Genomic DNA, 21,838 nt, shown 5'->3' on the forward strand with positions numbered 1-21,838 from the left:
GTGGGTCCTTTGAGCAAGATCTTCGTGTACGAGTATCTCACCGGCGGCGGCCTCGATCCCGCGTTGGCACGCGAGGGCGGCCTCGCCGATCTCGGCGCGTTGATCGGCGAAGGGCGGATGATGCGCGATGCGCTCGTGGGGCAGCTGCGCGAGATCGACGGCCTGCAGGTCACTTACGCGAGCTCGCGCTTCGAAACGCCGCGCCCCGGCACTGCGTACCGTCTGCCCAGCGATGGCGAATCGATTCCCGCCTTCGTGGGCCGCCTGGCGCGCGAGCACGATTACACGTGGGTCATCGCCCCCGAATGCGACGGCTTGTTGCTCGAGCTGCACGATGCCGTCGGAAACGAACGTTGGCTGGGCTGCTCGCGCGAGGCTATCCGGATCGCATCGAGCAAGCGCGCGACCGCTTGCCGTCTGGCTGCGTCGGGCATCGCGACAACGCCGGCGCTCTCGCCCGTCGAGCCGGCCGGGGCCCCGGAGGCCTCGCGGCGCAGCGAGTGCGAGGCCGGCCCGTGGGTGGTCAAACCCGACGACGGCGCAGGTGCGCTCGACACATTCATCTTCGATTCGTTTCCCGCCGCATGCGCGGAATACGACTCGCGCGCGGCGGTCGGCCGAAACCCCGTGCTCCAGGCATGGGTCGACGGCGAGCCACTGAGTCTGTCGTTGATTTGCCGCGAAGAGGGCGCCGAGCTCCTCAGCATCAATCGTCAGGACATAGCGGCGACGTTGCGTCACGCGCCGGGGGCGCCGGCGCGGATCGTCGAGTTCCGCGGCGTGCGGGCGGACCAGGTCGACCTCGGCAGCGCGCGCGGGCGCACGCTCGCTTCGCTCGCACGACGTATCGCCGACGCGATGCCGGGCCTGCGCGGCTTCGTCGGCGTCGACGTCGTCTGGCACCCGGTGCGCGGTCCTGTCGTGATCGAGGTCAATCCGCGCTTGACGACCGCCTATGCGGAACTCGCCGCGACGCGCGGCCGCGGGCTGACCCAGGCGCTGCTCGCGGCACACGGTGTGAGGCTTGGGCGGCCCGCCAGCAGGGCCGTTGTCGGCGCGTTGGCCGAATGCGGGGTGCGTCCGTGAACGGCCGGGGCGTCGCCGCCGGGCCCTACGCGCTCACGTTCGGCTGGGATGTCGGCGGAGCGCATCTGAAAGTCAGCGCAACGGGCACGTCCGGCCGCATCGACGATGTCGGGCAGTGGGCCTGCCCGTTATGGCAGGGGCTCGACCATCTGCATCGGGCAATCGACCTCGCCCTGGCCCGGTGGCCCGCCGCTGCCCGCCCCGATGTCCGGCACGCCGTGACGATGACGGGCGAGATGGTCGATCTGTTTGCGAGCCGAGAGGAAGGCGTGCGCGCAATCGCCGAGGCGCTCGCCGCACGGCTGGGCCCGCACGTGCGGTTCTACGGCGGCGATGCTGGGTGGCTCAGCGCGCAACATTGCGCCGATGCGTGGCGGCAGGTGGCCTCCGCGAACTGGCTCGCAACCGCCAGTTGGCTCGCAACGCGTTTGCCCGACGCGGTGCTCGTCGATATCGGCAGCACGACGACCGACATCGTACCGATCTCGAATGGGCGGGTGGTGGCCGAGGCGAGAGACGATGCGGGCCGGCTCGCCACCGGCGAACTCGTGTATCAAGGCGTGGTGCGCACGCCACTGTGTGGACTGGCGCAACGGGTCGCGTTCGGCGGTACCTTCGTCAACGTCATGAACGAGTGGTTCGCGACGACGGCCGACGTCTACCGCCTCACGGGCGAACTCGATGCGGCGCATGACGTGCACGGGAGCGCCGACGGCGGCCCGAAGACGGAGGCGGCGAGCCGCGTGCGCCTTGCCCGCATGATCGGCCGCGATGCGCGCGAGGCGAGCGACGCCGACTGGCTGCGCTTCGCGCTCAGGTGGCGCACGCTGCAGCTGGCGCAAACCGGCATCAACCTCGAGCGTGTCGAGGGCCACCACGACGGGCTCGCATCGGCGCCGCTCGTCGGGGCCGGATGCGGGCGCTTCCTCGTCGCGGCGCTGGCGCGCGAGCGCGGCCGCCCGTACGTCGATATCGGCGCGCTGACGGGCGCATCGGGTCAGTGCGGCGACTGGGCCGCCACGTGCGCGCCGAGCGTGGCGCTCGCGCTACTGGCGGCCCGCGCCTCGCCGTTCGACGCAAGCGCGCCGGGCGTGGCGGCGCGTCGTACCTGACGCGAACACCGGCGCACCGGGGTGGGACATCAGCAAACAGCAATCATCGATGCGAGGAAGATCATGTGGGTGGTCAAGATCGGGGGCAGCCTCAGTCACGACCCGGCGCTGCGCGGCTGGCTGACGGAGCTCGCGGAGATGGGCGGTGGCCGGGTCGTGATCGTGCCGGGCGGCGGCGATTTCGCCGACAAGGTGCGGCAATACCAGGCCGAATGGCGTTTCAACGACCTTGCCGCTCACAACATGTGTCTGCTGGCGATGACGCAGTACGCACTGATGATGCAGGGGCTTTCGCCCGAGCTCGTGCTGGCCTCGAGCGAGGCGAAAGTCCGCCGCGCGTTGCGCGACGGCCGCGTGGCGATCTGGGTCCCGACCGCACTGATGCGCGACGAGCCCGATGCGATGAGCAACTGGGATACGACCTCGGACAGCCTCGCGGCGTGGCTGTCGACGATGCTCAACGCAGAGCGCCTGATCGTGGTGAAGTCCTGCCCGATCGAGCTTGGCGAGCCGATCGAATCGCTCGCCTCGAGCGGCATCGTGGACCGGCGGTTTCTCGGTTACGTCAAGGATGCCAACTACCTGGTGGAGTTTTTCAACAAGGACGACATCGAACGCGTTCATGAGCGGCTGCTGAACCTGCCGGCCGCGTGGGCCGCGGACCGCGTCGGCGGCGCGGCCTGAGGGCGCGTTTCGCGCGCAGCGCGCCGCGAATCGAGCCGGCGGGCAATCTCCGCGGCTCGATCGTGCGCGAGCCGCCCGTTCAGGCGTGCGGGGCGGGCCTCGGCGCGGCGCCGGGTGCGCCTTCGGCGAGCGTGGCAGCGGGCCGATGCAGCGCCTGCGCCCACTGCGTCACCCGCTGCGGATCGAGCGACGAGCCGCGTCCGTCCACGCACAGCGCACCGCGAAAACCCGCGATATCGGGCGCGAGCGCGCGAATGCGCTCGAGTTGCGCCCAGCCGAGCGATCCGGCGATGCCGCTCATCGCGCCTTGCTTGCGCGCGAGCCCGAGCCAGTGCCCGAGCGTCTCTTCGTCGACATGATCGAACAGCGTGCGTCCGTCTTTGGCCGCCGTGTCGAACATGACGCCGACGAATCCGAGCGACGCGGCATGCGCGACGAGCGCGGCATCGATGCCGGCGTCCGCGAGCAGCACCGGCACCACGGCGGCCGGCAGGCTCGCGAGTGCTTCGAGGCATCGCTTCGCGCCGGCGCCCGGCGTCACGCCGACCTTGACGTAGTCGACTCCGGCCGCGCTCACGTCCATGACGCGCGCGGCTACTTCGTCGACGTCCTCGCTATCGATGTCTCCGATGGTCGCGCTGATCGGCTTCACCGCATACTGTGCGCGCAGCGCGGCGGCAATCCTGCCGATCTGCGCGATGGGCAAACCGCCGAGCGCACCGGAGCGCGGCTCCTTGAGATCGATGAGTTCGGCGCCGGCGTGAGCGGCGGCAAGCGCCTCTTGTTCCGAGCGAACGCTCGCAAGCAATGCGGTCATACAAACTCTCCAGGGTGAGTGGGGATGTCAATGATGGGCGCGCCCGCCCAGCGGTGTATCGACCGTAGCGGGTGCTGCGCCCACGGTTGCGGTGGCGCGATGGCGCGCGATGGCCGCGACGAGCCAGCTCCAGGCGGTGCGCTCGCGCTCGCCGGCGGTTTTGTCGATGGCGATCTGCAGGTAGGCCATTTCGCGATCGACCTTGTCGGCAGGCAACATGAACAAGCGGCTCACCAGCACGGCGCCTTCGATGACGGCCGCCTGCGCGCGATTGAAGCCCGCGAAGGGCTCGTGCTGCTCCTGGTGCACGGGTTTCATGCGCAGCACGGGGCGCTGAGCGTCGTCCTCGATGCGTTCGAGCTCGAATTCCGTGTGGGCGAGCGATTCGGCAAGACGCACGGTCGCGACGCGCGTGGCCGCGATCGTCGGCCAATCCGTCGCGCAATGCGTGACGCAGCCGGCGAAGACGCGGACATCGGTGGTGAAGTTCAGAACGGCCGCACGCGTGGCGACGATGTTATCGAGCGTGGCGGACGGCCGAAATGGGGAAAGAACAGCGAAGCCGTCCTCGTAGCGCACCCCCATCGGGGCAATGTGGGGCCGGCCGTCGGGCGCCGCAGTGGTAACGATCGTCTCGAAGATCATGGCGGAGGTCATCACGGTGCACCGTGCCGATCGGCCGGCCGGGTTTTACGAAGGGACAGCGGGCTCCGGCGAAGGGGCCGCATGACGCGGCCCGCGCTTGGTCTTAACGATTCGCGATGTACATCGTGATTTCGAAGCCGAAACGCATGTCGGAGTAGCTAGGTGTCGTCCATTGCATCGAAAGTCCCTCCATTCGGTCATTGGGAAGTGCCGCCGGCGGGCCCGGCAGGTTGCCGGGAGTCGAGCGGCGAGCGTCGGTCACGCAAGCTTCGTGCCGAGGCGCGAAGCCGCATGGACCTGCGCACAGGGTGCGGTGCCTTCAACTCGTACGACGTGCGTGCAACCAGTATGACAGGCGATGGGCAGGTTTGCACGGTTTAGCGTGAGCCCCGCGGTGTGACGAAAACGCAGCAAAGTGTTTCAGGCGTGGCCGATTGGAACATCGCCTGTTACAGCCCGTTCCGAAACGGGACAGGGCGGGACTAACCGATCGGCGCATATCACGCAATCGCGCTTCGTCATCCGCAATCGATAACGCATCGCTTAATGCTCACGAATGAAATCGTGATTTCCCAACGCATGCGTGCTCCCCTAGAGTGCAACTCAAGCGCTTGGCCACTCGCTGCAAAGCGCGCCGAGTCAAATTCGAGGACACGTCATGAACGATTTCAGCAAGGCAGCCGTCGAGCCGGCACGCACTCCGCGCGAGCGATATGCCGCCGGCGTGATGAAGTACCGCGAAATGGGCTACTGGCAGCCGGACTACACGCCGAAGGATACCGATGTCATCGCGATGTTTCGAATCACGCCGCAAGCGGGCGTGGAGCCCGAGGAAGCTGCGGCCGCCGTGGCCGGCGAATCGTCGACGGCGACCTGGACCGTGGTGTGGACCGACCGCTTGACCGCGTGCGACATGTACCGAGCGAAGGCGTATCGGATCGAGCCTGTGCCCGGAACGAGCCAGGGCGATCCGCAGTACTTCGCCTATATCGCTTACGAGCTCGATCTGTTCGAGGAAGGCTCCGTGGCGAATCTCACGGCTTCGATCATCGGCAACGTGTTCGGCTTCAAGCCGCTCAAGGCGCTGCGTCTCGAAGACATGCGCATTCCGGTGGCTTACCTGAAGACGTTTCAGGGCCCGCCCACGGGCATCGTCGTGGAGCGCGAGCGGCTCGACAAATACGGGCGGCCGTTGTTGGGCGCAACCGTGAAGCCGAAGCTCGGCCTGTCCGGCAAGAACTATGGGCGTGTCGTCTATGAAGGCCTCAGGGGTGGGCTCGACTTCCTGAAGGACGACGAGAACATCAACTCGCAGGCCTTCATGCACTGGCGCGACCGTTTCCTCTTCGCGATGGAAGCCGTCCATCGGGCGCAGGCCGAGACCGGCGAAGTGAAGGGCCATTACCTGAACGTGACGGCCGGCACCATGGAAGACATGTACGAGCGGGCCGAATTCGCGAAGGAACTCGGGTCTTGCATCGTCATGATCGACCTCGTGATCGGCTGGACCGCGATTCAATCGATGTCGAAATGGGCACGGCGCAACGACATGATCCTGCATCTTCACCGCGCCGGCCACGGCACCTATACGCGGCAACGCAATCACGGCATTTCGTTTCGCGTGATTGCCAAGTGGCTGCGCATGGCCGGTGTCGATCATGCCCATGCGGGCACCGCCGTCGGCAAGCTCGAAGGCGATCCGCTTTCGGTACAGGGGTATTACAACGTGTGTCGAGAGGCGCGCAACGAAGTGGACCTGTCACGCGGCCTTTTCTTCGATCAACCCTGGGCGGGCTTGCGCAAAGTGATGCCGGTGGCATCTGGCGGGATTCATGCAGGGCAGATGCATCAGCTGCTCGACCTGTTCGGCGACGACGCCATTTTGCAGTTCGGCGGCGGCACGATCGGGCATCCGGCCGGTATCCAGGCCGGGGCCACGGCGAATCGGGTGGCCCTCGAAGCGATGGTGAAGGCGCGCAACGAAGGGCGCGACATTGCCAACGAGGGGCCCGACATCCTGGAGGCGGCGGCGCGCTTTTGCACGCCGCTCAAACAGGCACTCGATACGTGGAAGGACGTGACGTTCAACTACGCATCGACCGATACGCCGGACTATGCGGTCACGCCGAGCGTGGCTTGAGCGCGATCAACCCACGCGAAATCACCGCGAACCAACGAGAGGTTTTGTCATGCGAATCACGCAAGGGACGTTTTCCTTCCTGCCCGATCTGACCGACGAGGAGATCGGCCTGCAGATCGACTATGCCCTCAGCCAGGGCTGGGCCTGCTCGGTCGAGTTCACCGACGACCCTCATCCTCGCAACACGTACTGGGAAATGTGGGGTCTGCCGATGTTCGATCTGCGCGACGCCGCCGGCGTCATGCAGGAAGTGCGCGCCTGCCGCACCACCTATCCCGATCGCTACATCAAGGTGAACGCGTTCGATTCGACGCGCAGCTTCGAGACGATGCGGATGTCGTTCATCGTGAACCGCCCCGCCGTTGAGCCGGGCTTCCGTCTGACACGGACCGATGATCGCAGCCGCATTCAGCGCTACAGCATGACGAGCTACGCGAGCAATGCGCCCGAGGGTCAGCGCTACGGTGCGAAGGGCTGACGATGGACTGCGCCCAAAGCGTCGATCTTGCCGGTCTTTATCGCGATTCCGGCATTGCGGCGGTGCTCGACGAGCTCGATCGCGATCTCGTCGGCCTGCTTCCGGTCAAGACGCGCATTCGCGAAATCGCGGCGCTGCTCATCGTCGAGCGGGCCCGCTCGCAACTCGATCTCGCGAGCGGCGCGCCCACGCTGCACATGTGTTTTTCGGGCAACCCCGGCACCGGCAAGACGACAGTCGCGCTGCGCATGGCCGAGGTGTTGCATCGGCTCGGCTATATCCGTCGCAACCATCTCGTCTCGGTGACGCGCGACGATCTCGTCGGTCAATACATCGGACATACCGCGCCCAAAACGCGCGATGTCCTCAAGCGGGCAATGGGCGGCGTGCTGTTCATCGACGAGGCGTACTACCTCTATCGCCCGGAGAACGAGCGCGACTACGGTCAGGAGGCCATCGAGATTCTGTTGCAGACGATGGAAAACCAGCGCGACGATCTCGTCGTGATCCTGGCCGGCTACACGTCGCGCATGGAGACGTTCTTTCAGAGCAACCCGGGATTCCGCTCGCGCATCGCCCATCACATCGAATTCCCGGACTACGAGCAAGGCGAGCTGGTCCAGATCGCCGAGCGCATGCTCGACGGCATGCATTACGCGTTCGATGCCGATGCACGCGAAGCGTTCACCGAGTACATCGCGCGCCGCACGCGCCAGCCGAATTTCGCCAATGCGCGCTCGGTGCGCAACGCGCTCGACCGCGCGCGGCTGCGCCAGGCCCGGCGTTTGTTCGCACGCGCGATTGCGGGCGGCGCGCCGATCGATACGGCAGCGCTCATGCGCATCACGAGCGAGGACATCCGCGCGAGCCGCGTCTTCGACGAAAGCGTCGCAGGCTCGCTGCTCAATGGCGTCTCGCACCAGCCCCATGCGGGTACGTCGCCGCCCGGCCCGATTTAGAAACGATGTCAAGGAGAGCGCCATGCAGGACGGACGTACGACCCTTTCGAAGTTCCTGATCGACACGCTCGATCGGCAGCCGTCGCCCGTGGCGGCCGCTGGGCTCTCGGCCTTGCTGATCGATGTCGCCGCGGCGATCAAGACGATTTCGTCGGCGCTCACGCGCGGCGCGCTCGGCGGCAATTACGGATCCGCACAGTCGGTCAATACGCACGGCGAAGAGCAGAAGAAGCTCGATATCGCCACCAACGAGATCTTTGTCCAGCATTGCGAGTGGGACGGTCTGCTCGCGGCGATGGTCTCGGAGGAAATGGAGACAGTCTATGCGATCCCATCCGAATACCCGCGTGGCGAGTATCTGCTCGCGTTCGATCCGCTCGATGGATCGTCGAACATCGATATCAACGGCGTCGTGGGTTCGATCTTCTCGGTCCTGCGTTGCAAGGACGGGCAAAGCGGCGAGACCGGATTCCTGCGCCCGGGCCACGAACAGGTCGCGGCCGGCTATGCGATCTACGGACCCTCGACGATGCTCGTCCTCTCGGTTGGCAACGGGACGCACGGCTTCACGCTCGAGCGCGATGTCGGCAATTTTGTGCTCACGCATTCGGACATTCGCATTCCCGACGAGACGAGCGAATTCGCGATCAACGCGTCGAACGAGCGGTTCTGGGAGGACCCGGTGCGCAGGTACGTCCAGGAATGCAAGGACGGGCGCACCGGCTGCCGCGAGCGCGATTTCAACATGCGCTGGATCGCGTCGATGGTCGCGGAGGTCCATCGGATCCTGATGCGCGGCGGGGTCTTCATGTATCCGCGCGACTTCAAGACCCCCGGCGTCGCGGGGCGCCTCAGATTGCTCTACGAGGCCAACCCGATGAGCTTTCTCATCGAGCAGGCGGGCGGTTCGGCGATCACCGGACGCGAGCGCATTCTCGACGTGAAGCCGCGCGCGCTGCACGAGCGTGTGCCCGTGATTCTGGGCTCGCGCAACGAAGTCGAGCGCATCGGCCGCTATCACCGCGAGTTCGATCGCGGTGAGGACAAGCCCTATACGTCTCCGCTTTTTCAGCCGCGTTCGCTTTTTTTGCCTGAGACGCCGGCTTGATGCGTTTTCGCGGCGTTTTTGCCGCGGGTTACGCGCTTGCAGCCAGATTCAGAACGACTTCCCGGAGACACGCATGTCCGTCAAGCACCCGATCATTGCCGTGACCGGCTCGAGCGGCGCCGGTACGACAACCGTCATGAAGAGCTTTACGCATATCTTTCGACGCGAACGCATCAACGCGCAAGTCGTCGAAGGCGATGCGTTTCATCGCTACGATCGTGCCGGTATGCGCGATGCGATGCAGCAGCGCGAGCGCGACGGTGTCATGAATTTCAGCCATTTCGGCCCCGAGGCGAATCTGCTCGAAGAACTCGAGGCGCTTTTTTCGAGCTATGCCGGCGACGGCACTGGACGGTTTCGGCATTACGTGCACGACGAGAAGGAATCGGCTGTTTACCAGCAGCCGGCGGGCACGTTTACGCCGTGGGAGGACGTGGATCCTGGGAGCGATCTGCTCTTTTACGAAGGGCTGCATGGCGCGGCCGTGACGGGGACAGTCGACATCGCGCGTCATGCGGATCTGCTCGTGGGCGTCGTGCCGATCATCAACCTCGAGTGGATTCAGAAGCTGCATCGCGACCAGACGATGCGCGGCTATTCGCATGAAGCGGTGGTCGACACGATCCTTCGCCGCATGCCCGATTACGTGAACTACATCTGCCCGCAGTTCTCGCGCACGCACGTCAACTTCCAGCGCGTGCCGACTGTCGACACCTCCAACCCGTTCACCGCGCGCGAGATTCCGCAGCCCGACGAGAGCTTCGTCGTGATCCGGTTCGCGCGGCCCAAGGGAATCGACTTCCAATATTTGCTCACGATGCTGCACGACTCGTTCATGTCGCGTCCGAACGTGATCGTGGTACCGGGCGGCAAGATGGGGCTTGCAATGCAGCTCATCTTCACGCCGATGATTCTGCAATTGATGGATCGCCGCGCGCGCGCCTGATGCCAGGAGGGACGACCGATCATGAACGCTGCAGCCCAAGCTCAACCCGCTGAAGGCAACGCCACTGCGCTAATGGCGAACGCCTTGCGCATGCTCGCAATCGATGCGGTCCAGCAAGCCAACTCCGGCCACCCGGGCATGCCGCTCGGCATGGCCGAAATCGCAGTCGCGCTTTGGGACCGTCATCTGAAGCACAACCCGCGCAATCCGTCGTGGCCCGATCGCGATCGCTTCGTGCTCTCCAACGGCCACGGCTCGATGTTGCTCTATGCGCTGCTGCATTTGACCGGCTATGCGTTGCCGGTCGACGAGCTGCGGCGCTTCAGGCAACTGCACAGCAAGACGCCGGGACATCCGGAGGTGGGCGTGACGCCGGGCGTGGAAACGACGACGGGCCCGCTCGGGCAGGGTCTCGCGAACGCCGTCGGGATGGCGCTCGCCGAGGCGCTGCTCGCGCGCGAGTTCAATCGGCCCGGGCATCGCATCGTCGATCACTATACCTATGCGTTCGTCGGCGACGGGTGCCTGATGGAAGGCCTATCGCACGAGGCGTGCTCGCTCGCGGGTACGCTGAGGCTCGACAAGCTGATCGTCCTCTATGACGATAACGGCATTTCGATCGACGGGCATGTCGACGGCTGGTTCGCCGACGATACACCGGCGCGATTCGCCGCGTACGGATGGCACGTCGTGCGCGATGTCGACGGGCACGATGTCGATGCGGTCGATCGCGCGATTGTCGAAGCGCGCGGCGCGGGACGTCCGACGTTGATCGGTTGCAAGACGGTGATCGGGCGCGGCTCGCCGACCAAGGCCGGCACGCACGAGGTCCACGGCGCGCCGCTGGGCGCGGCGGAGATTGCCGCTATGCGTGCGGCGCTGAATTGGCCGCACGCGCCGTTCGTCGTGCCGGACGAGGTCCGTTCGTCATGGGATGCAACGATGCGCGGCGCGCAGGCCGAAGCGCAATGGACGCAGCGGTTTGCCGCCTATCGCCGGGAGTTCCCGCGCGAAGCCGTGGAGTTCGAGCGGCGCGCGAGCGGTGCATTGCCGCAAAGCTGGGCCGCGGCGGCGCGGATGATGGTGCGCACGGCCAACGACGCCGCGCAATCCGTGGCGACACGCAAAGCGTCTCAGCTTGCCATCGGCGCGCTGGCTGCCGCGTTGCCGGAGTTGCTCGGCGGCTCCGCCGACCTGACGGGCTCGAATCTGACCGACTGGGCGGCCGCGGTCGAGATCGGAGCCGACGACGGCGGCCTGCGCGGCGGAAACTATCTGCACTTCGGTGTGCGGGAGTTCGGCATGAGTGCGGTCATGAACGGCATCGCACTGCATCGCGGGTATCTGCCGTTCGGCGGCACGTTCCTCACGTTCTCGGATTACGCGCGCAACGCCTTGCGCATGGCCGCGTTGATGAAGACGCGCTCGATCTTCGTTTTCACGCACGATTCGATCGGTCTGGGCGAGGACGGACCGACGCATCAATCCGTCGAGCACGCGGCAAGCCTGCGACTCATTCCCGGACTCGACGTGTGGCGGCCCTGCGACACCGTGGAAACGGCACAGGCGTGGGTGGCTTCGATCGAGCGGCAAGGACCGTCGTGTCTGTTGTTGAGCCGCCAGACGCTCCCGTTCGTGACGAGGACCGAGGCGCAGATCGACGACATCGAGCGAGGCGGTTACGTATTGCGAGACTGGCTCGAAGGGGCGGGCACCGGCGACGCCGAAGCCGGGCCGGGAGCCGGCCAGGCGCGGCAGGCGAGCCGACGTGTGGTGCTGATTGCGACGGGCTCCGAAGTGGCGCTTGCGCTGGCGGCCATCGAGCCGCTCGCGGCGCAAGGCATTGCCGCGCGCGTCGTATCGATGCCGTCCACCACAGTGTTCGACCGGCAGCCCGCGTCGTACCGCGATAGCGTGCTGCCGCGCGAGGTACCGCGCGTCGCGGTGGAAGCGGGCGTCACGGCGTTCTGGCGTCAGTACGTCGGGCTCGACGGCGAGACGGTCGGTATCGACAGCTTCGGCGAGTCCGCGCCGGCGGCCGATCTTTTCGCGCATTTCAATTTGACGACGCAAGCGGTTGTCGACGCGGCATGTCGTGCCGCGTCGCACGCGCGTGGCGCTAGCTGCTGACGGTTTCGATCGATTCTTAACTTTGGGAAGGAGCCCGATCATGGCATTCATCGCATTGCGCCAATTGCTCGATCACGCGGCCGAGCACGGCTACGGCGTGCCGGCGTTCAACGTCAACAACATGGAGCAGATCCACGCGATCATGCAAGCCGCGGAGGCGACGGCGAGCCCGGTCATCCTGCAGGCGTCGGCCGGCGCGCGCAAATATGCGGGCGAGGCTTATTTGCGACATCTCGTGTTGGCTGCTGTGGAGGCGCATCCTGACATTCCGGTCGTGCTGCATCAGGATCATGGCGCGAGCCCGTCGGTTTGCCAGCAGGCGATCCGCTCCGGCTTCACTTCGGTGATGATGGACGGCTCGCTCATGCCGGATCAGAAAACGCCTGCGCAGTACACGTACAACGTCGACGTGAGCCGGCGGGTGGTCGATGCGGCGCATGCGGTGGGCGTCTCGGTGGAGGGCGAACTGGGCTGCCTCGGTTCGTTGGAAACGGGGCAGGCGGGCGAGGAGGATGGCGTGGGCGCCGAGGGCAAGCTCTCGCGCGATGAATTGCTGACCGATCCCGAGGAGGCGCGCGCGTTCGTCGAGGCGACGGGCGTCGATGCGCTGGCGATAGCCATTGGCACCTCGCACGGTGCCTACAAGTTCACGCGCGAGCCGACGGGCGACATTCTCGCGATCGATCGGATCGCCGAAATTCACGCGCGCATTCCGAACACGCATCTCGTGATGCACGGCTCGTCGTCGGTGCCGCAGGAGTGGCTTCAAACGATCCGCGACTACGGTGGCGAGATTCCGGCGACGTTCGGCGTGCCCGTCGAGGAGATTCGCCGAGGCATCGCGCATGGTGTGCGCAAGGTCAACATCGATACGGACATTCGGCTGGCGATGACGGGCGCGATGCGCAGGTCGTTTGCGCAGTCGCGCTCCGAGTTCGATCCGCGCGCCGCGCTGAAGGCGGCGACGGCGGCGGCGAAGGACATTTGCGTCCAGCGTTTCGAAGCGTTCGGCTGCGCGGGGCAGGCGGCGCGCATCAAACCGCTGCCGCTCGATGCAATGGCCAAGCGCTATCACTGACTGCTTGCCGCGGCGTCAAGTCTTGCGTGTCCGGCGTCGGGCGGCCCGGACGCGTGGGACTGCCGCGGCGGCAGCCCTACGGGGTGTTGTTGCCTCGTGGGCTGCCTTATCGTCCGTCGGGCCGCTTTCGCGTAAGGCGTCATTCTTTCGCTGTTGATCGTCGTGTCTCGCAGTGCACATTGACATAGTGCGCTGTTTCGGGGCGCACCGAGTCGGAGATGGCCCCCCACATTTTTTCATGAGGGTGGTGTCTTCCGCCCGGGCAGCGCGACGGACAGCATCGAAGGAATATCATGACGGGCGGACGCGTCAGCGAAGGCGGCATTGGAAAATCGGTCGGGCCGACCCATTCGGCAACGGATTGTGCGCCTGCCCCGACGGGCGCGGCCGAAGGGGCAAGCCCGCCGGCGAGTGCGCACCCGGCCTCACAGTCCGCGCAGTTCGCGGCGCTAGCTCCCCGAGCGTCGAGCTCCCGGCCACCCGTCGAACCGCGGGGCGGGCCGCCGCGCAACGCCATGTTGCCTCGGTCCAGCACGACGTCTGCAACTGCCGATCCGGGCGATGTCCTGAATCGCGCGTTGGACCGCGGCCGGGCCTGGAAGCAGATGCTTGTCGCGGAGCATGGGGATGAAGCGGATGTGGATCCAAGGCGCAGGCTCAGCCCCGAGCAGAAGGTGAAGGTTGCGCGCACCGTCATGGAATCCGCCCGCGAAGGGCTCCGCGCGCTCTCTGCTTTGAGAATACAAAGCAGGGTGCGCGCGGTCGACGCCGTCGAACATGAGAACGTGCTGTGGATGATGTTGTCGGCGGCGGCGGCGTCGGGCTTCGCGGGCCGCGAAGCCATGCTGGACGCGAGGTGGCAGCAGGACCTGGGGTTGCAGGCGGACCCCGCGGTTTCCGCCGTCTTGCGGGTTGCGTGGCGCGGCGAGAAACAGGATCTCGGCGAATGGGTCGGGATATTGAATGAACTGAGCCTCTATCGTGCGGCGATGGACGACATGGTGCAACGCACGAGAGCCCCGGAGGCGCCGAGAAAACTCAGGGAAAAGCTCAAAAGCTCGCTGCCGGTCGCCGTCTCTCAACAGTCATTGTGCGCGAGCGCGACGCAGTCCGTGCGCGGCGTGCTCATCGCCATCCACAGCGAACGATTGGCGCAGTTGGCCGAAGAGCGAGGACTGACAGACGTCGCCTCGCGTGTGGATGAACTGAGGGACGCCTCGCGCTATCGGGGCGACGAAGTCAGTGCAGCCTTTACGGCGTTGAACGAGGCAGTCTGTGATGCGGTGTTGGGCGCACCCCGCGGCGGCGGCGTGCCCCCGGAAGCGCTGAACAGGCACAAGGCGTTGCTCGAGGAATTCGTCGATCAATACGATCGGGTCGGGTTGAAGCTGTGTCTCGATGTCGCCGCCAGTATCGAAATGGACGATGCCGGTATCGAACAGAATGACGCTGGCGAAATCTGGCGCGCTATGCTCGACACGGCTGACGTGGTCGCTGCGTACAAGGCGTGCGTGCTGGATTTATGCGAAACCGTCCCTTCGAGCAGCGCCCCGCGAAACGCCATGCTCACGGCGCCGGTAGGTGCATCGCCGGCCCCCGCGGCATCCTCGAGGCTGAAGCCCAAGCGCCGCAAGCCGGGCAAGCGCGCGGCCGCTCCGTCCGATACCGCGCCGGCACCGCCAGCCGCGCCCGTTGACCTGCGCACGCCGGCGCAACGGAACGCCGACGCACTGTTGAAACGCTGCCCGGTCGATCATGCGACGGCGAAGCGACTGGATGCGGACGTCATCGCGGTTGCGCGTACAGTGGGTAAAGACACGAGTACGGCCGAGAAGCTGCTGAACGACGCCCGCTACGACGCCGTGCAAGTTGTCGATTACCTCACAGTGTCGGCACGAGACTGGTTCGGCGAAAGCGACCGTGTGCGTCAAGTGCAAGCATCGCTGAGCGAGCGCGATGACGACGAGCGGATCGCACAACTGACGGATCGTCTGGACGCGCTGAAGCTGCTCGAGCAAAACATAAAGACGTTCGAAGCCGATGCACTGAAGCAAGATCCCTTGCCCCGAGCGAAACACCTGAGCCGGCTGTTGAGCAGCGAAGAAATCGCCAGTGTGGGTGCGCCGGTCCGGCTACCGTCCGCTGGCGATACCGGCGAATCAGGTACGTTGTTCGAGATCGCTATCCAGCCTAAACGGCTTTCCGATGGTCAGCATGCTGCGCCTTGGTTCGTGCATTTGCATACGTCGAAGCCGGTGGCGAGCCAGACGTTGTCCGCGATGGAGTTCGGCGCCTTTACGGCAGTTCACTTGAAGACGGCGAAACAAAAGAAGCTCGGGCGCAACTGGGAGGAAGCGATGCGCGCGTGGGGCCATACCGAGGCCAAGGTGCATCGCGCTGCTATCGGTCCCGCGTTGCTTCAGGAGTTGTTCGCACGGGCGACGCCCTCGACGGAGCTTGTCACAGAGGCGGCGACTTCATCGATGCCGCGCGCGCGCCAGGCGGGCGCAAGCACCGGCTAGCCCCCGAAACCAAGAGGGATGCGACGCACGAAGGGAAATCGTGGCGAATCCCGTGGCGACTGATTTGGCGGCAATCTCACTTCTTCATCGTCGCGCCCGGGGCGCACCATGCGGCGAGATCCTCCTCGGCCCGGTCCACCGCGCAGCCCCAATCGAGCGCCTCGTCCTGATTGAACCGCTTGCCCAACTGCCACGCGACCTCCGCACGCGCAAGCTGCACGCCCATGTAGAACGCGTGCCCCGCATCCGTACCGAAATCGAGTTCGGGATAAATCGCGAACGGGTCGACACCGCGCCAATGGCCGGCGCGGTTATAAACATGGAGTCCGTCCTCGGCCACCTGCACCCGGAAGTTCGGATCGCGTACACCACGCGCGAACTCGTCGATTTCGGCCGCGCCATAAGGAAAAGGATGCTTTTCGTGAACCGTCGCCAGCTCGCCGCCCAGGCCCTTCGGCAACACCTGCGCCTCGCGCGCCGCATGCATGACACGCCGCGCGACATCGGCTTCGCGCACCGCCCGCCGCGCGTGCCGGCTGACCGAGGTCGTCAGGATCGCCGATACATGCAGCTCGGCAGCCATGCCGAGCAACACCGCATTGATTCCGCTCGTATCGGCCTCGGTCAACTCGGTCACATTGCCGACGCCCATCATGATCGAGACATCGGGATAACGCTCGCGCAAGCCGACGTAACGCGCGATCGATGCGGCGAGTCCGAACGGAATCGGATCGAGAATCGGATCCGCGAGGAACGCGCGCCCGCGAGCGCGCATCGCATCGATGGCCGCATCGAGCGATGCGGGATCGCCGGGTTCGCGCGCGACGAGAATGGGTGTCGACGCGACCTCATCGGCAACCCATAGCGTATCGACGTTCAAGCTCATCAGATAATCGGCGCCCGCGCGCCCCCCGCGCAAGAGCTCCTCGGTACGCATCGAATCGACGCTGACGCGAAACCCTTGGCGTTTCAACGCAAGTACCGCCTCTTCCAGGTGAGGAAACGCGGTTTCGGGCAGGCAGCCGACATCGATCACATCGGCGCCTTGCGCTGCATACTCGCGTGCCCGAGCGACGATACCGTCGATGTCGAGCCGCGGCGCATCGACGATTTCCGCAAAGATTTCCGTGTCGTAGCGCGACAGGTCGACGGGCCGCGCCTCGCGTCCAAAAAACTGGGGCAGGTCTTTGACTTCTTCGGGGCCGCGCTCCACCGGAATGCCATAGTGTTCCGACAGCGCCTGCAGATCGCCGCGGCAGCGGCCCGGCACGATCACACGTGCAGCAGCGACAGGCGAGGGGAGTCGCCGCCGGATCATGTCGGCCGTCATGAGCGCGGCGACCTGTAGCCCGAGCTCGCGCACCTCCCAGGTGAAAGGCGCGGGTGCCATGCCGTCCAGCACGCGCCGCAAGCTGGGCTCGGCGAGACGGCCGGTCAGGAAGAGGATGTGGTCCATGCGAGATCGAGCGCGGCGAGCCGGCCGTCGAGTGCCGTTCTCAATTCGTCGGGTGAAGTGACGAGCGTCGTGTACTCGAAGCGCTTCAAGCGCTCGACGTTTTCCAGCTCGATCGCACGCGGTCGCAGTTCGACCCATTCGTCAGGGCTTTGCGTGACGACGGTCGGCTCCGTATCGCACGCATAGACGATGCTCGAAATGCACTGTTTGCCGGCTTGCGCGTACATGTTGGTGGGTAGCGTATCGGAGATGCCGAATGCGCATTTGGCGACGGTATTGCTCGTGGCCGGCGCGATGATCACCGTATGGTACATGCCGTGATAAAGCATGCCGACGGGCACGCCGCTCGCGCTGTTGTCGCGCAGCACGCGAAAGTGTTCGCGCAGGCGTTCGAGCGGCCAACCGTAAAGCGGCAGCACTTCCTCGGCAGCCCGCGACAGGAACAGATCGGTGCGCGGCAACTGCAGCGCAAGCGCGAGCGATTCTACGAGCATGTGGCCCGAGCCGGTCACGCACCACGCGAATCGGGCATCCGGTTTGAATTGAGTGAGGTGACGGACGCTCGTTTGGGTCATGCGTCGAGTGGAATCGGGGCGCCGTCGTGCGACAGGCGAATGTGAAGGCGGTGCATCTTGCGATAGAGCGTATTGCGGCTGATGCCGAGCGCCTTCGCCACATTGCTGACGTTCCAGCGATGCTCGTCGAGCATCGAAAGCACCGTTTCGCGCTCCTTGATCTGGATCGCGTTGAGCGACGAGATATCGGCATCCTCGGCAAGATGGGGCAACCCGGGTGCCTCGGGCGCACGCGAGGCCGGCGCCACGGGCGCAGCCGGCGGTACGCTCGCCGCCTGGCCTTGCAGAACCTCCGCCGGCAGATGCGCGCACTGGATCGCCTGACCGTCCGATAGCGCAATGGCCATTTGCAACACGTGACGCAATTGCCGGATATTGCCAGGCCAGCCATAGCCGAGCAGCGCACGCTGTGCCTCGGCCGTCAGCTCCGGCGGGTCGTCGGTTTCGGATTCGAGCAGGTGATGGATCAGCGCCAGCTTGTCGGCCCGTTCGGCCAGCGACGGCAGGTTGATCTCGATGCCTTTGAGCCGATAGTAGAGGTCTTCGCGGAATTGGCCGCTTTGCACGAGCTCGAGCAAATTGCGGTGGCTCGCGCTGATCAGCTGGAATTCGACCTTCACCGTCGTTTCGGCGCCGAGCGGCGTCACCTCGTGCTCTTCGATGACACGCAGCAAACGCGCCTGCAACGCGAGCGGCATATCGCCGATTTCATCGAGAAACAGCGTGCCGCCGTTGGCTTGCACGATCTTGCCTCGGCGCCCTTCGCGCTGCGCGCCGGTAAACGCGCCGGCACGATAGCCGAAAAGCTCGCTCTCGATCAGATTCTCGGGCAGCGACGCGCAGTTCACTGGCACGAAGGGCCCATTGGCGAGCGGGCTGATGCTATGGAGCGCTTGCGCAAAGACTTCCTTGCCGGTGCCGGTCTGCCCGCGCACGACAATCGGAATCTTGCGCTGGATCACGCGTGCGGCGAGCTGGATCTGCGAGGCCATGCGCGGGTCGCCGAATTCGAGATGCGAGATCTTGTCCAGCCGGCTCGGCGCCGGGCCCGCATCGCGCACCGGACGGCGAGCGGCCGGTTCCGCAGAGACGATGCTCGTTGCGCGTGCGAGCGTCGTTTGAGGCGTTTGCGCGACGAGGAAAAAGCGATTCGTGCCGCTTGCGCTGTAGACGGTGATCGGATGAAACGAGCCGCGGATGCTGCGCGCGATCATATCTTCGAGCGACGCGTTGAACGCTTCGTCGATGCGCTTGCCGCGCAACTCGTCGAGCGAGCGGCAGCCCAGCTGAAACGCCGCGCTGCGATTGGCGGCGAGGACGGTGCCCTCGTCGTCGACGGCAAGCTTGCCCCCATGCAGCGTTCCGACGAATTCCGGCCGGCTATGAAACTGAATCATGTTCACATGACGAAAACGCGCGCTCAGCAGCCGGTTTTCGATCATCTGGCGCGACATGCCGACCAGTACGAGCGAATGCTGCTGCAAGAGCTTCGAGCGGCTCGTCACATCGAGCACGCCGGCTATTTCCCCGCGATCGTCGAAGATCGGGGCGGCCGTGCAAGTGAGCGACGTATAGCGGGTATAGAAGTGTTCGTGCTGGCACACGGCGATACAGTCGCGCTCGGCAATGCAGGTCCCCATCCCGTTGGTCCCGGCCTCGCGCTCGCTCCAGAGGGCGCCGATTCTGAACCCGTCGGCGGCGACAGCTTCGGCGAATGGGACCGAGGACACCTGATGCACGATGACGCCATCGGCATCGACGAGGACGACGGCGAGCTCCGGATCCGCCAGTTGCTGATAGAGCGTCGTCATCTCGAGTTTGGCGCACGCGATCAAATCACCGACGGCCTCGCGGCGCGCGGCGAGCTCGTAATCGGTCAGCACCGGAGGCGTGACGAAGCGGCCCGGATCCAGCTTGAACTCGTTGACGCAGCGAGCCCACGATTGAGCGACGGGCTCGCTCATCGGCCGGGACGGCAGGTGGTGGTTGACGACATTCAGCACTTCACGAACGTGCGAGCTGCTGTCAGCGGGCAATGACATGGGGTTGTCTCCACGGCGCACACCTCGCGCGGCGTTTCCAGCCGCTTTCGTAAGTGCCGCTCTCATTTAACGTTGTCCCCTTTGCGCCGCGGATTCTGATGCCCGGGTGCGCGACGGCTCATAAGCTGGAATAAGCATTCCAGCACTCGAAAAACTTTACCCTCGATGGCGCGTGCGTTCAACAAGAAGTCGCATTATGTGGGTATCCCCTAGCGTGCTTCTTGCTTTACTGAGTGGATGCGGTTGCGGCGCCCCGAATGGCGCGCCGTTGTCGCAAAGCCGGTACAGCTTGTTATGCGCGAGCGCTTGCTGTCCCTCTTTCGTCTAGTCATTTGCCGTCGCGCGGCGGAGCGCACCATGGATCGAATCGATGCCACCCGTTTGAGTTCCACCGCTTTGCCAGCAGGCCAGCAAGCCGGCATGCCGTCCGAACGGCAGGCGGCCCCCGCGCTTGATATCGTTTTCATCGAGGACTTCGTCGGCGAGACGGTGATTGGCATCGATACCAGCGAGTTGCACTTGCCACAAGCCGTACGCATGAATCTGACGATCGGCGTCCCCTCGCTGAAGGCCTGTGTGACCGATCGCATAGAAGACACGATCAATTACGCGGCCGTGCGCGCGGCGCTTCACGAACTGCTGGCGACGCACGGCGTAAAGCTGCTCGAGGCCTTGGCCGAGAAGGTGGCGCTGTGCCTGATTCGCGACTTCGGCGCGTATTGGGTCCGGGTGGCGATCGCCAAGCCGGCGAAGTTCGACGATGTGAAGGCCGTGGGAGTGGTCATCGAGCGCCGACGCCCCGCCGAGGGCAACGCCGCGTTCACCTGGGCGTCGCTCGGCGCCGGCCTGGTTCCGAGCCAGCCGAATTAGACGAACCGCCGACCCGGTGCCACCGCCGCTGACGGGCGCGCATCCATGCGGCCAGCCCGGTTGCGCGCGCCGCCTATTTCTTGGCCGTGAGGGGACCCGTCAGACCGCAAGCCCGATAGGCGTTCGTTTTCAATGTCCGAAAAGACTTCGATTCGTCCTTGGCATGGTCGACGCGGAATTCCGCTCCGCCCTCTCCGCCGAGCGTGGCATAGCGGGCAAACGTCTGCTGGCCCACGAATTCATCGTAGGGTAGGACTGCCGCCATCTTGTCGATGACGCAGGAGCACTTGTAAACGTTCGCGAAATCGTGGCCGTTCTCGTCGAGGCACGTCAGCACATATTCGACGCGACCTTGCGTGGGATAGTCGTAGCCTGCGCGAGCCGCGCCCGCGGCGGCCGGGGCGCCGTCACCGGCCGCCCATGCCTGGCCGGCGAACGCCGACGCAAGCGCGCCGCAGGCAAGCATCATGCGAGCACTGTTGAACATGTTGGTCGCCTCTGATTCGATCGTCCCGGGGTGGGGCAAGTCAACGATACGCCCATTCGCGTGTGGCGTCGACGACGCTGCCGCGCGCGGCCGAACGCCTCGCGCGGCAGGGTTGCTCAGCGTTTCAGCTCGGCGAGAACGGGTGATGGACCTTGCCCTTTTGCTCGACGACGGTCGCCGCGCTCGGCGTGCCCGCCACGGCGCGCTGAATGGACTCGCGGGTCGCCTGGTAGTTGTAGTCGTGGATTTTCTGGTCGTCGTTGGCTTCCCAGTGAATGAAGACCCCGACGCAGATGAAGATGTCGTCCGCTTCATCCTTCGGAATCGTGCCGTCTTCGACCGAATCGGCCACCGCCATCGCGACCGCGTGCTGAGCCGGCCCGAACATCTGCACGGCCTGCTTGGCGCCCTTGATCGTGACTTTATTGAACAACACCGTGTTCGGCTTCGTGGCGAGGTTCGGCGCGACGACGGCCAAAAGCGAGGTGAAACCGTCCTTGTTGTTCGTCAGTGCGGTGCAAAACGCGGTTTCGGCGGCGGAGCCGCGCGGCCCCATGATTAAGTCGATATGCGCGACCTCGTTGCCGTCCCCGACGAGCGATTCCCCTACCAGGACGCGATTAATTTTGGCCATGCTGTTCCTCCGATGGATGGACATCAACTTTCTGATTGGCGCCCTCAGGCGATACGTGCGGCGCGCCGT

General features: G+C 65.3%; 20 protein-coding genes. 12 read left to right on the plus strand and 8 right to left on the minus strand.

Features of this window, described 5'->3' with window-relative positions; translation table 11 throughout:
- Positions 1-9: 9 nt before the first annotated feature.
- The 3 genes from ACO1XS_RS05090 (at position 10) to ACO1XS_RS05100 (ending at position 2,882) form a co-directional block, all read left to right on the plus strand.
- Entirely contained in the window at positions 10-1,086 is a 1,077-nt protein-coding gene (locus ACO1XS_RS05090) for an ATP-grasp domain-containing protein (RefSeq protein WP_486390145.1), read from the plus strand.
- Positions 1,068-2,198 carry a hydantoinase/oxoprolinase family protein gene (locus tag ACO1XS_RS05095; RefSeq protein WP_486390146.1) on the plus strand — a complete coding sequence of 377 codons (1,131 nt, stop codon included), beginning with the start codon at positions 1,068-1,070 and terminating at the stop codon, positions 2,196-2,198. Before ACO1XS_RS05090 ends, ACO1XS_RS05095 begins: the two co-directional genes overlap by 19 nt.
- Positions 2,199-2,261: 63 nt before the next feature.
- Complete coding sequence (locus tag ACO1XS_RS05100; RefSeq protein WP_331565977.1) at positions 2,262-2,882, plus strand: amino acid kinase family protein; 621 nt, start codon at positions 2,262-2,264, stop codon at positions 2,880-2,882.
- Positions 2,883-2,961: 79 nt separating this feature from the next.
- Here the strand turns inward: ACO1XS_RS05100 and ACO1XS_RS05105 are convergent, their stop codons facing one another.
- From ACO1XS_RS05105 to pqqA, 3 genes are all read right to left on the minus strand, one after another.
- Entirely contained in the window at positions 2,962-3,699 is a 738-nt protein-coding gene (locus ACO1XS_RS05105; RefSeq protein WP_331565975.1) for a (5-formylfuran-3-yl)methyl phosphate synthase, read from the minus strand.
- Positions 3,700-3,726: 27 nt separating this feature from the next.
- Positions 3,727-4,344, minus strand: a complete 618-nt coding sequence (locus tag ACO1XS_RS05110; RefSeq protein WP_331566096.1) for a DUF447 domain-containing protein — start codon at positions 4,342-4,344, stop codon at positions 3,727-3,729.
- Positions 4,345-4,447: 103 nt separating this feature from the next.
- Positions 4,448-4,522 carry a pyrroloquinoline quinone precursor peptide PqqA gene (pqqA, locus tag ACO1XS_RS05115; RefSeq protein ID WP_331566094.1) on the minus strand — a complete coding sequence of 25 codons (75 nt, stop codon included), beginning with the start codon at positions 4,520-4,522 and terminating at the stop codon, positions 4,448-4,450.
- A gap of 480 nt (positions 4,523-5,002) precedes the next feature.
- Between pqqA and ACO1XS_RS05120 the strand changes: the two genes are divergently transcribed.
- The 8 genes from ACO1XS_RS05120 to ACO1XS_RS05155 all read left to right on the plus strand — a co-directional run bounded on the left by ACO1XS_RS05120 (position 5,003) and on the right by ACO1XS_RS05155 (position 15,705).
- Positions 5,003-6,484 carry a form I ribulose bisphosphate carboxylase large subunit gene (locus tag ACO1XS_RS05120; RefSeq protein ID WP_331565973.1) on the plus strand — a complete coding sequence of 494 codons (1,482 nt, stop codon included), beginning with the start codon at positions 5,003-5,005 and terminating at the stop codon, positions 6,482-6,484.
- A 49-nt stretch (positions 6,485-6,533) separates the two neighbouring features.
- On the plus strand, positions 6,534-6,962 hold the full coding sequence (locus ACO1XS_RS05125; protein WP_331565971.1) for a ribulose bisphosphate carboxylase small subunit: 429 nt from the start codon (positions 6,534-6,536) through the stop codon (positions 6,960-6,962).
- Between the two features lie 2 nt (positions 6,963-6,964).
- Positions 6,965-7,921, plus strand: coding sequence for a CbbX protein (gene cbbX / locus ACO1XS_RS05130; RefSeq protein WP_486390147.1), 957 nt, complete (start codon positions 6,965-6,967; stop codon positions 7,919-7,921).
- Positions 7,922-7,943: 22 nt separating this feature from the next.
- Entirely contained in the window at positions 7,944-9,029 is a 1,086-nt protein-coding gene (locus ACO1XS_RS05135) for a class 1 fructose-bisphosphatase (protein ID WP_331565967.1), read from the plus strand.
- Positions 9,030-9,102: 73 nt separating this feature from the next.
- Positions 9,103-9,975, plus strand: a complete 873-nt coding sequence (locus tag ACO1XS_RS05140) for a phosphoribulokinase (protein WP_331565965.1) — start codon at positions 9,103-9,105, stop codon at positions 9,973-9,975.
- 21 nt (positions 9,976-9,996) lie between these two features.
- Complete coding sequence (tkt, locus tag ACO1XS_RS05145) at positions 9,997-12,105, plus strand: transketolase (RefSeq protein WP_486390148.1); 2,109 nt, start codon at positions 9,997-9,999, stop codon at positions 12,103-12,105.
- Positions 12,106-12,145: 40 nt separating this feature from the next.
- The gene (fba, locus tag ACO1XS_RS05150; RefSeq protein ID WP_331565961.1) at positions 12,146-13,183 is read left to right on the plus strand and encodes a class II fructose-bisphosphate aldolase; all 1,038 of its coding nucleotides are present in this window, start codon (positions 12,146-12,148) and stop codon (positions 13,181-13,183) included.
- Positions 13,184-13,698: 515 nt separating this feature from the next.
- Positions 13,699-15,705 carry a type III secretion system effector XopP gene (locus tag ACO1XS_RS05155; RefSeq protein WP_486390149.1) on the plus strand — a complete coding sequence of 669 codons (2,007 nt, stop codon included), beginning with the start codon at positions 13,699-13,701 and terminating at the stop codon, positions 15,703-15,705.
- A 76-nt stretch (positions 15,706-15,781) separates the two neighbouring features.
- Here the strand turns inward: ACO1XS_RS05155 and ACO1XS_RS05160 are convergent, their stop codons facing one another.
- From ACO1XS_RS05160 to ACO1XS_RS05170, 3 genes are read right to left on the minus strand one after another with little or no spacing between them, the layout of a single operon-like run.
- Positions 15,782-17,161 (minus strand): DUF6513 domain-containing protein, encoded by a 1,380-nt coding sequence (locus tag ACO1XS_RS05160; protein ID WP_331565957.1) that lies wholly within the window; start codon positions 17,159-17,161, stop codon positions 15,782-15,784.
- A complete protein-coding gene (locus ACO1XS_RS05165) occupies positions 17,140-17,736 on the minus strand; it encodes a flavoprotein (protein WP_331565955.1) in 597 nt (198 codons plus the stop codon). The genes ACO1XS_RS05160 and ACO1XS_RS05165 overlap by 22 nt, the downstream gene beginning before the upstream one ends.
- Positions 17,733-19,778 carry a sigma-54-dependent Fis family transcriptional regulator gene (locus ACO1XS_RS05170; RefSeq protein WP_331565953.1) on the minus strand — a complete coding sequence of 682 codons (2,046 nt, stop codon included), beginning with the start codon at positions 19,776-19,778 and terminating at the stop codon, positions 17,733-17,735. The genes ACO1XS_RS05165 and ACO1XS_RS05170 overlap by 4 nt, the downstream gene beginning before the upstream one ends.
- 357 nt (positions 19,779-20,135) lie before the next feature.
- Between ACO1XS_RS05170 and ACO1XS_RS05175 the strand changes: the two genes are divergently transcribed.
- Positions 20,136-20,648, plus strand: a complete 513-nt coding sequence (locus ACO1XS_RS05175) for a dihydroneopterin aldolase (protein WP_481581596.1) — start codon at positions 20,136-20,138, stop codon at positions 20,646-20,648.
- Positions 20,649-20,721: 73 nt separating this feature from the next.
- Here ACO1XS_RS05175 and ACO1XS_RS05180 read toward each other — a convergent pair whose 3' ends face one another.
- Both ACO1XS_RS05180 and fae read right to left on the minus strand, forming a co-directional pair.
- Positions 20,722-21,135, minus strand: coding sequence for a hypothetical protein (locus ACO1XS_RS05180; RefSeq protein WP_414720132.1), 414 nt, complete (start codon positions 21,133-21,135; stop codon positions 20,722-20,724).
- A 124-nt stretch (positions 21,136-21,259) separates the two neighbouring features.
- A complete protein-coding gene (fae, locus tag ACO1XS_RS05185; protein ID WP_331565949.1) occupies positions 21,260-21,769 on the minus strand; it encodes a formaldehyde-activating enzyme in 510 nt (169 codons plus the stop codon).
- Between the last annotated feature and the right edge of the window lie 69 nt (positions 21,770-21,838).

Source organism: Trinickia sp. (assembly GCF_057351765.1).

Excerpts from the sequence above, each read along its gene's own strand:
- ACO1XS_RS05095 (WP_486390146.1), top strand. The coding sequence starts at position 1,068 with ATGCGGGGTGCGTCCGTGAACGGCCGGGGCGTCGCCGCCGGGCCCTAC.
- ACO1XS_RS05100 (WP_331565977.1), top strand. The coding sequence starts at position 2,262 with ATGTGGGTGGTCAAGATCGGGGGCAGCCTCAGTCACGACCCGGCGCTG.
- ACO1XS_RS05105 (WP_331565975.1), bottom strand. The coding sequence starts at position 3,699 with ATGACCGCATTGCTTGCGAGCGTTCGCTCGGAACAAGAGGCGCTTGCC.
- ACO1XS_RS05110 (WP_331566096.1), bottom strand. The coding sequence starts at position 4,344 with ATGATCTTCGAGACGATCGTTACCACTGCGGCGCCCGACGGCCGGCCC.
- ACO1XS_RS05120 (WP_331565973.1), top strand. The coding sequence starts at position 5,003 with ATGAACGATTTCAGCAAGGCAGCCGTCGAGCCGGCACGCACTCCGCGC.
- ACO1XS_RS05125 (WP_331565971.1), top strand. The coding sequence starts at position 6,534 with ATGCGAATCACGCAAGGGACGTTTTCCTTCCTGCCCGATCTGACCGAC.
- cbbX (WP_486390147.1), top strand. The coding sequence starts at position 6,965 with ATGGACTGCGCCCAAAGCGTCGATCTTGCCGGTCTTTATCGCGATTCC.
- ACO1XS_RS05135 (WP_331565967.1), top strand. The coding sequence starts at position 7,944 with ATGCAGGACGGACGTACGACCCTTTCGAAGTTCCTGATCGACACGCTC.
- ACO1XS_RS05140 (WP_331565965.1), top strand. The coding sequence starts at position 9,103 with ATGTCCGTCAAGCACCCGATCATTGCCGTGACCGGCTCGAGCGGCGCC.
- tkt (WP_486390148.1), top strand. The coding sequence starts at position 9,997 with ATGAACGCTGCAGCCCAAGCTCAACCCGCTGAAGGCAACGCCACTGCG.
- fba (WP_331565961.1), top strand. The coding sequence starts at position 12,146 with ATGGCATTCATCGCATTGCGCCAATTGCTCGATCACGCGGCCGAGCAC.
- ACO1XS_RS05155 (WP_486390149.1), top strand. The coding sequence starts at position 13,699 with ATGTTGCCTCGGTCCAGCACGACGTCTGCAACTGCCGATCCGGGCGAT.
- ACO1XS_RS05160 (WP_331565957.1), bottom strand. The coding sequence starts at position 17,161 with ATGGACCACATCCTCTTCCTGACCGGCCGTCTCGCCGAGCCCAGCTTG.
- ACO1XS_RS05165 (WP_331565955.1), bottom strand. The coding sequence starts at position 17,736 with ATGACCCAAACGAGCGTCCGTCACCTCACTCAATTCAAACCGGATGCC.
- ACO1XS_RS05170 (WP_331565953.1), bottom strand. The coding sequence starts at position 19,778 with ATGTCATTGCCCGCTGACAGCAGCTCGCACGTTCGTGAAGTGCTGAAT.
- ACO1XS_RS05175 (WP_481581596.1), top strand. The coding sequence starts at position 20,136 with ATGGATCGAATCGATGCCACCCGTTTGAGTTCCACCGCTTTGCCAGCA.
- ACO1XS_RS05180 (WP_414720132.1), bottom strand. The coding sequence starts at position 21,135 with ATGTTCAACAGTGCTCGCATGATGCTTGCCTGCGGCGCGCTTGCGTCG.
- fae (WP_331565949.1), bottom strand. The coding sequence starts at position 21,769 with ATGGCCAAAATTAATCGCGTCCTGGTAGGGGAATCGCTCGTCGGGGAC.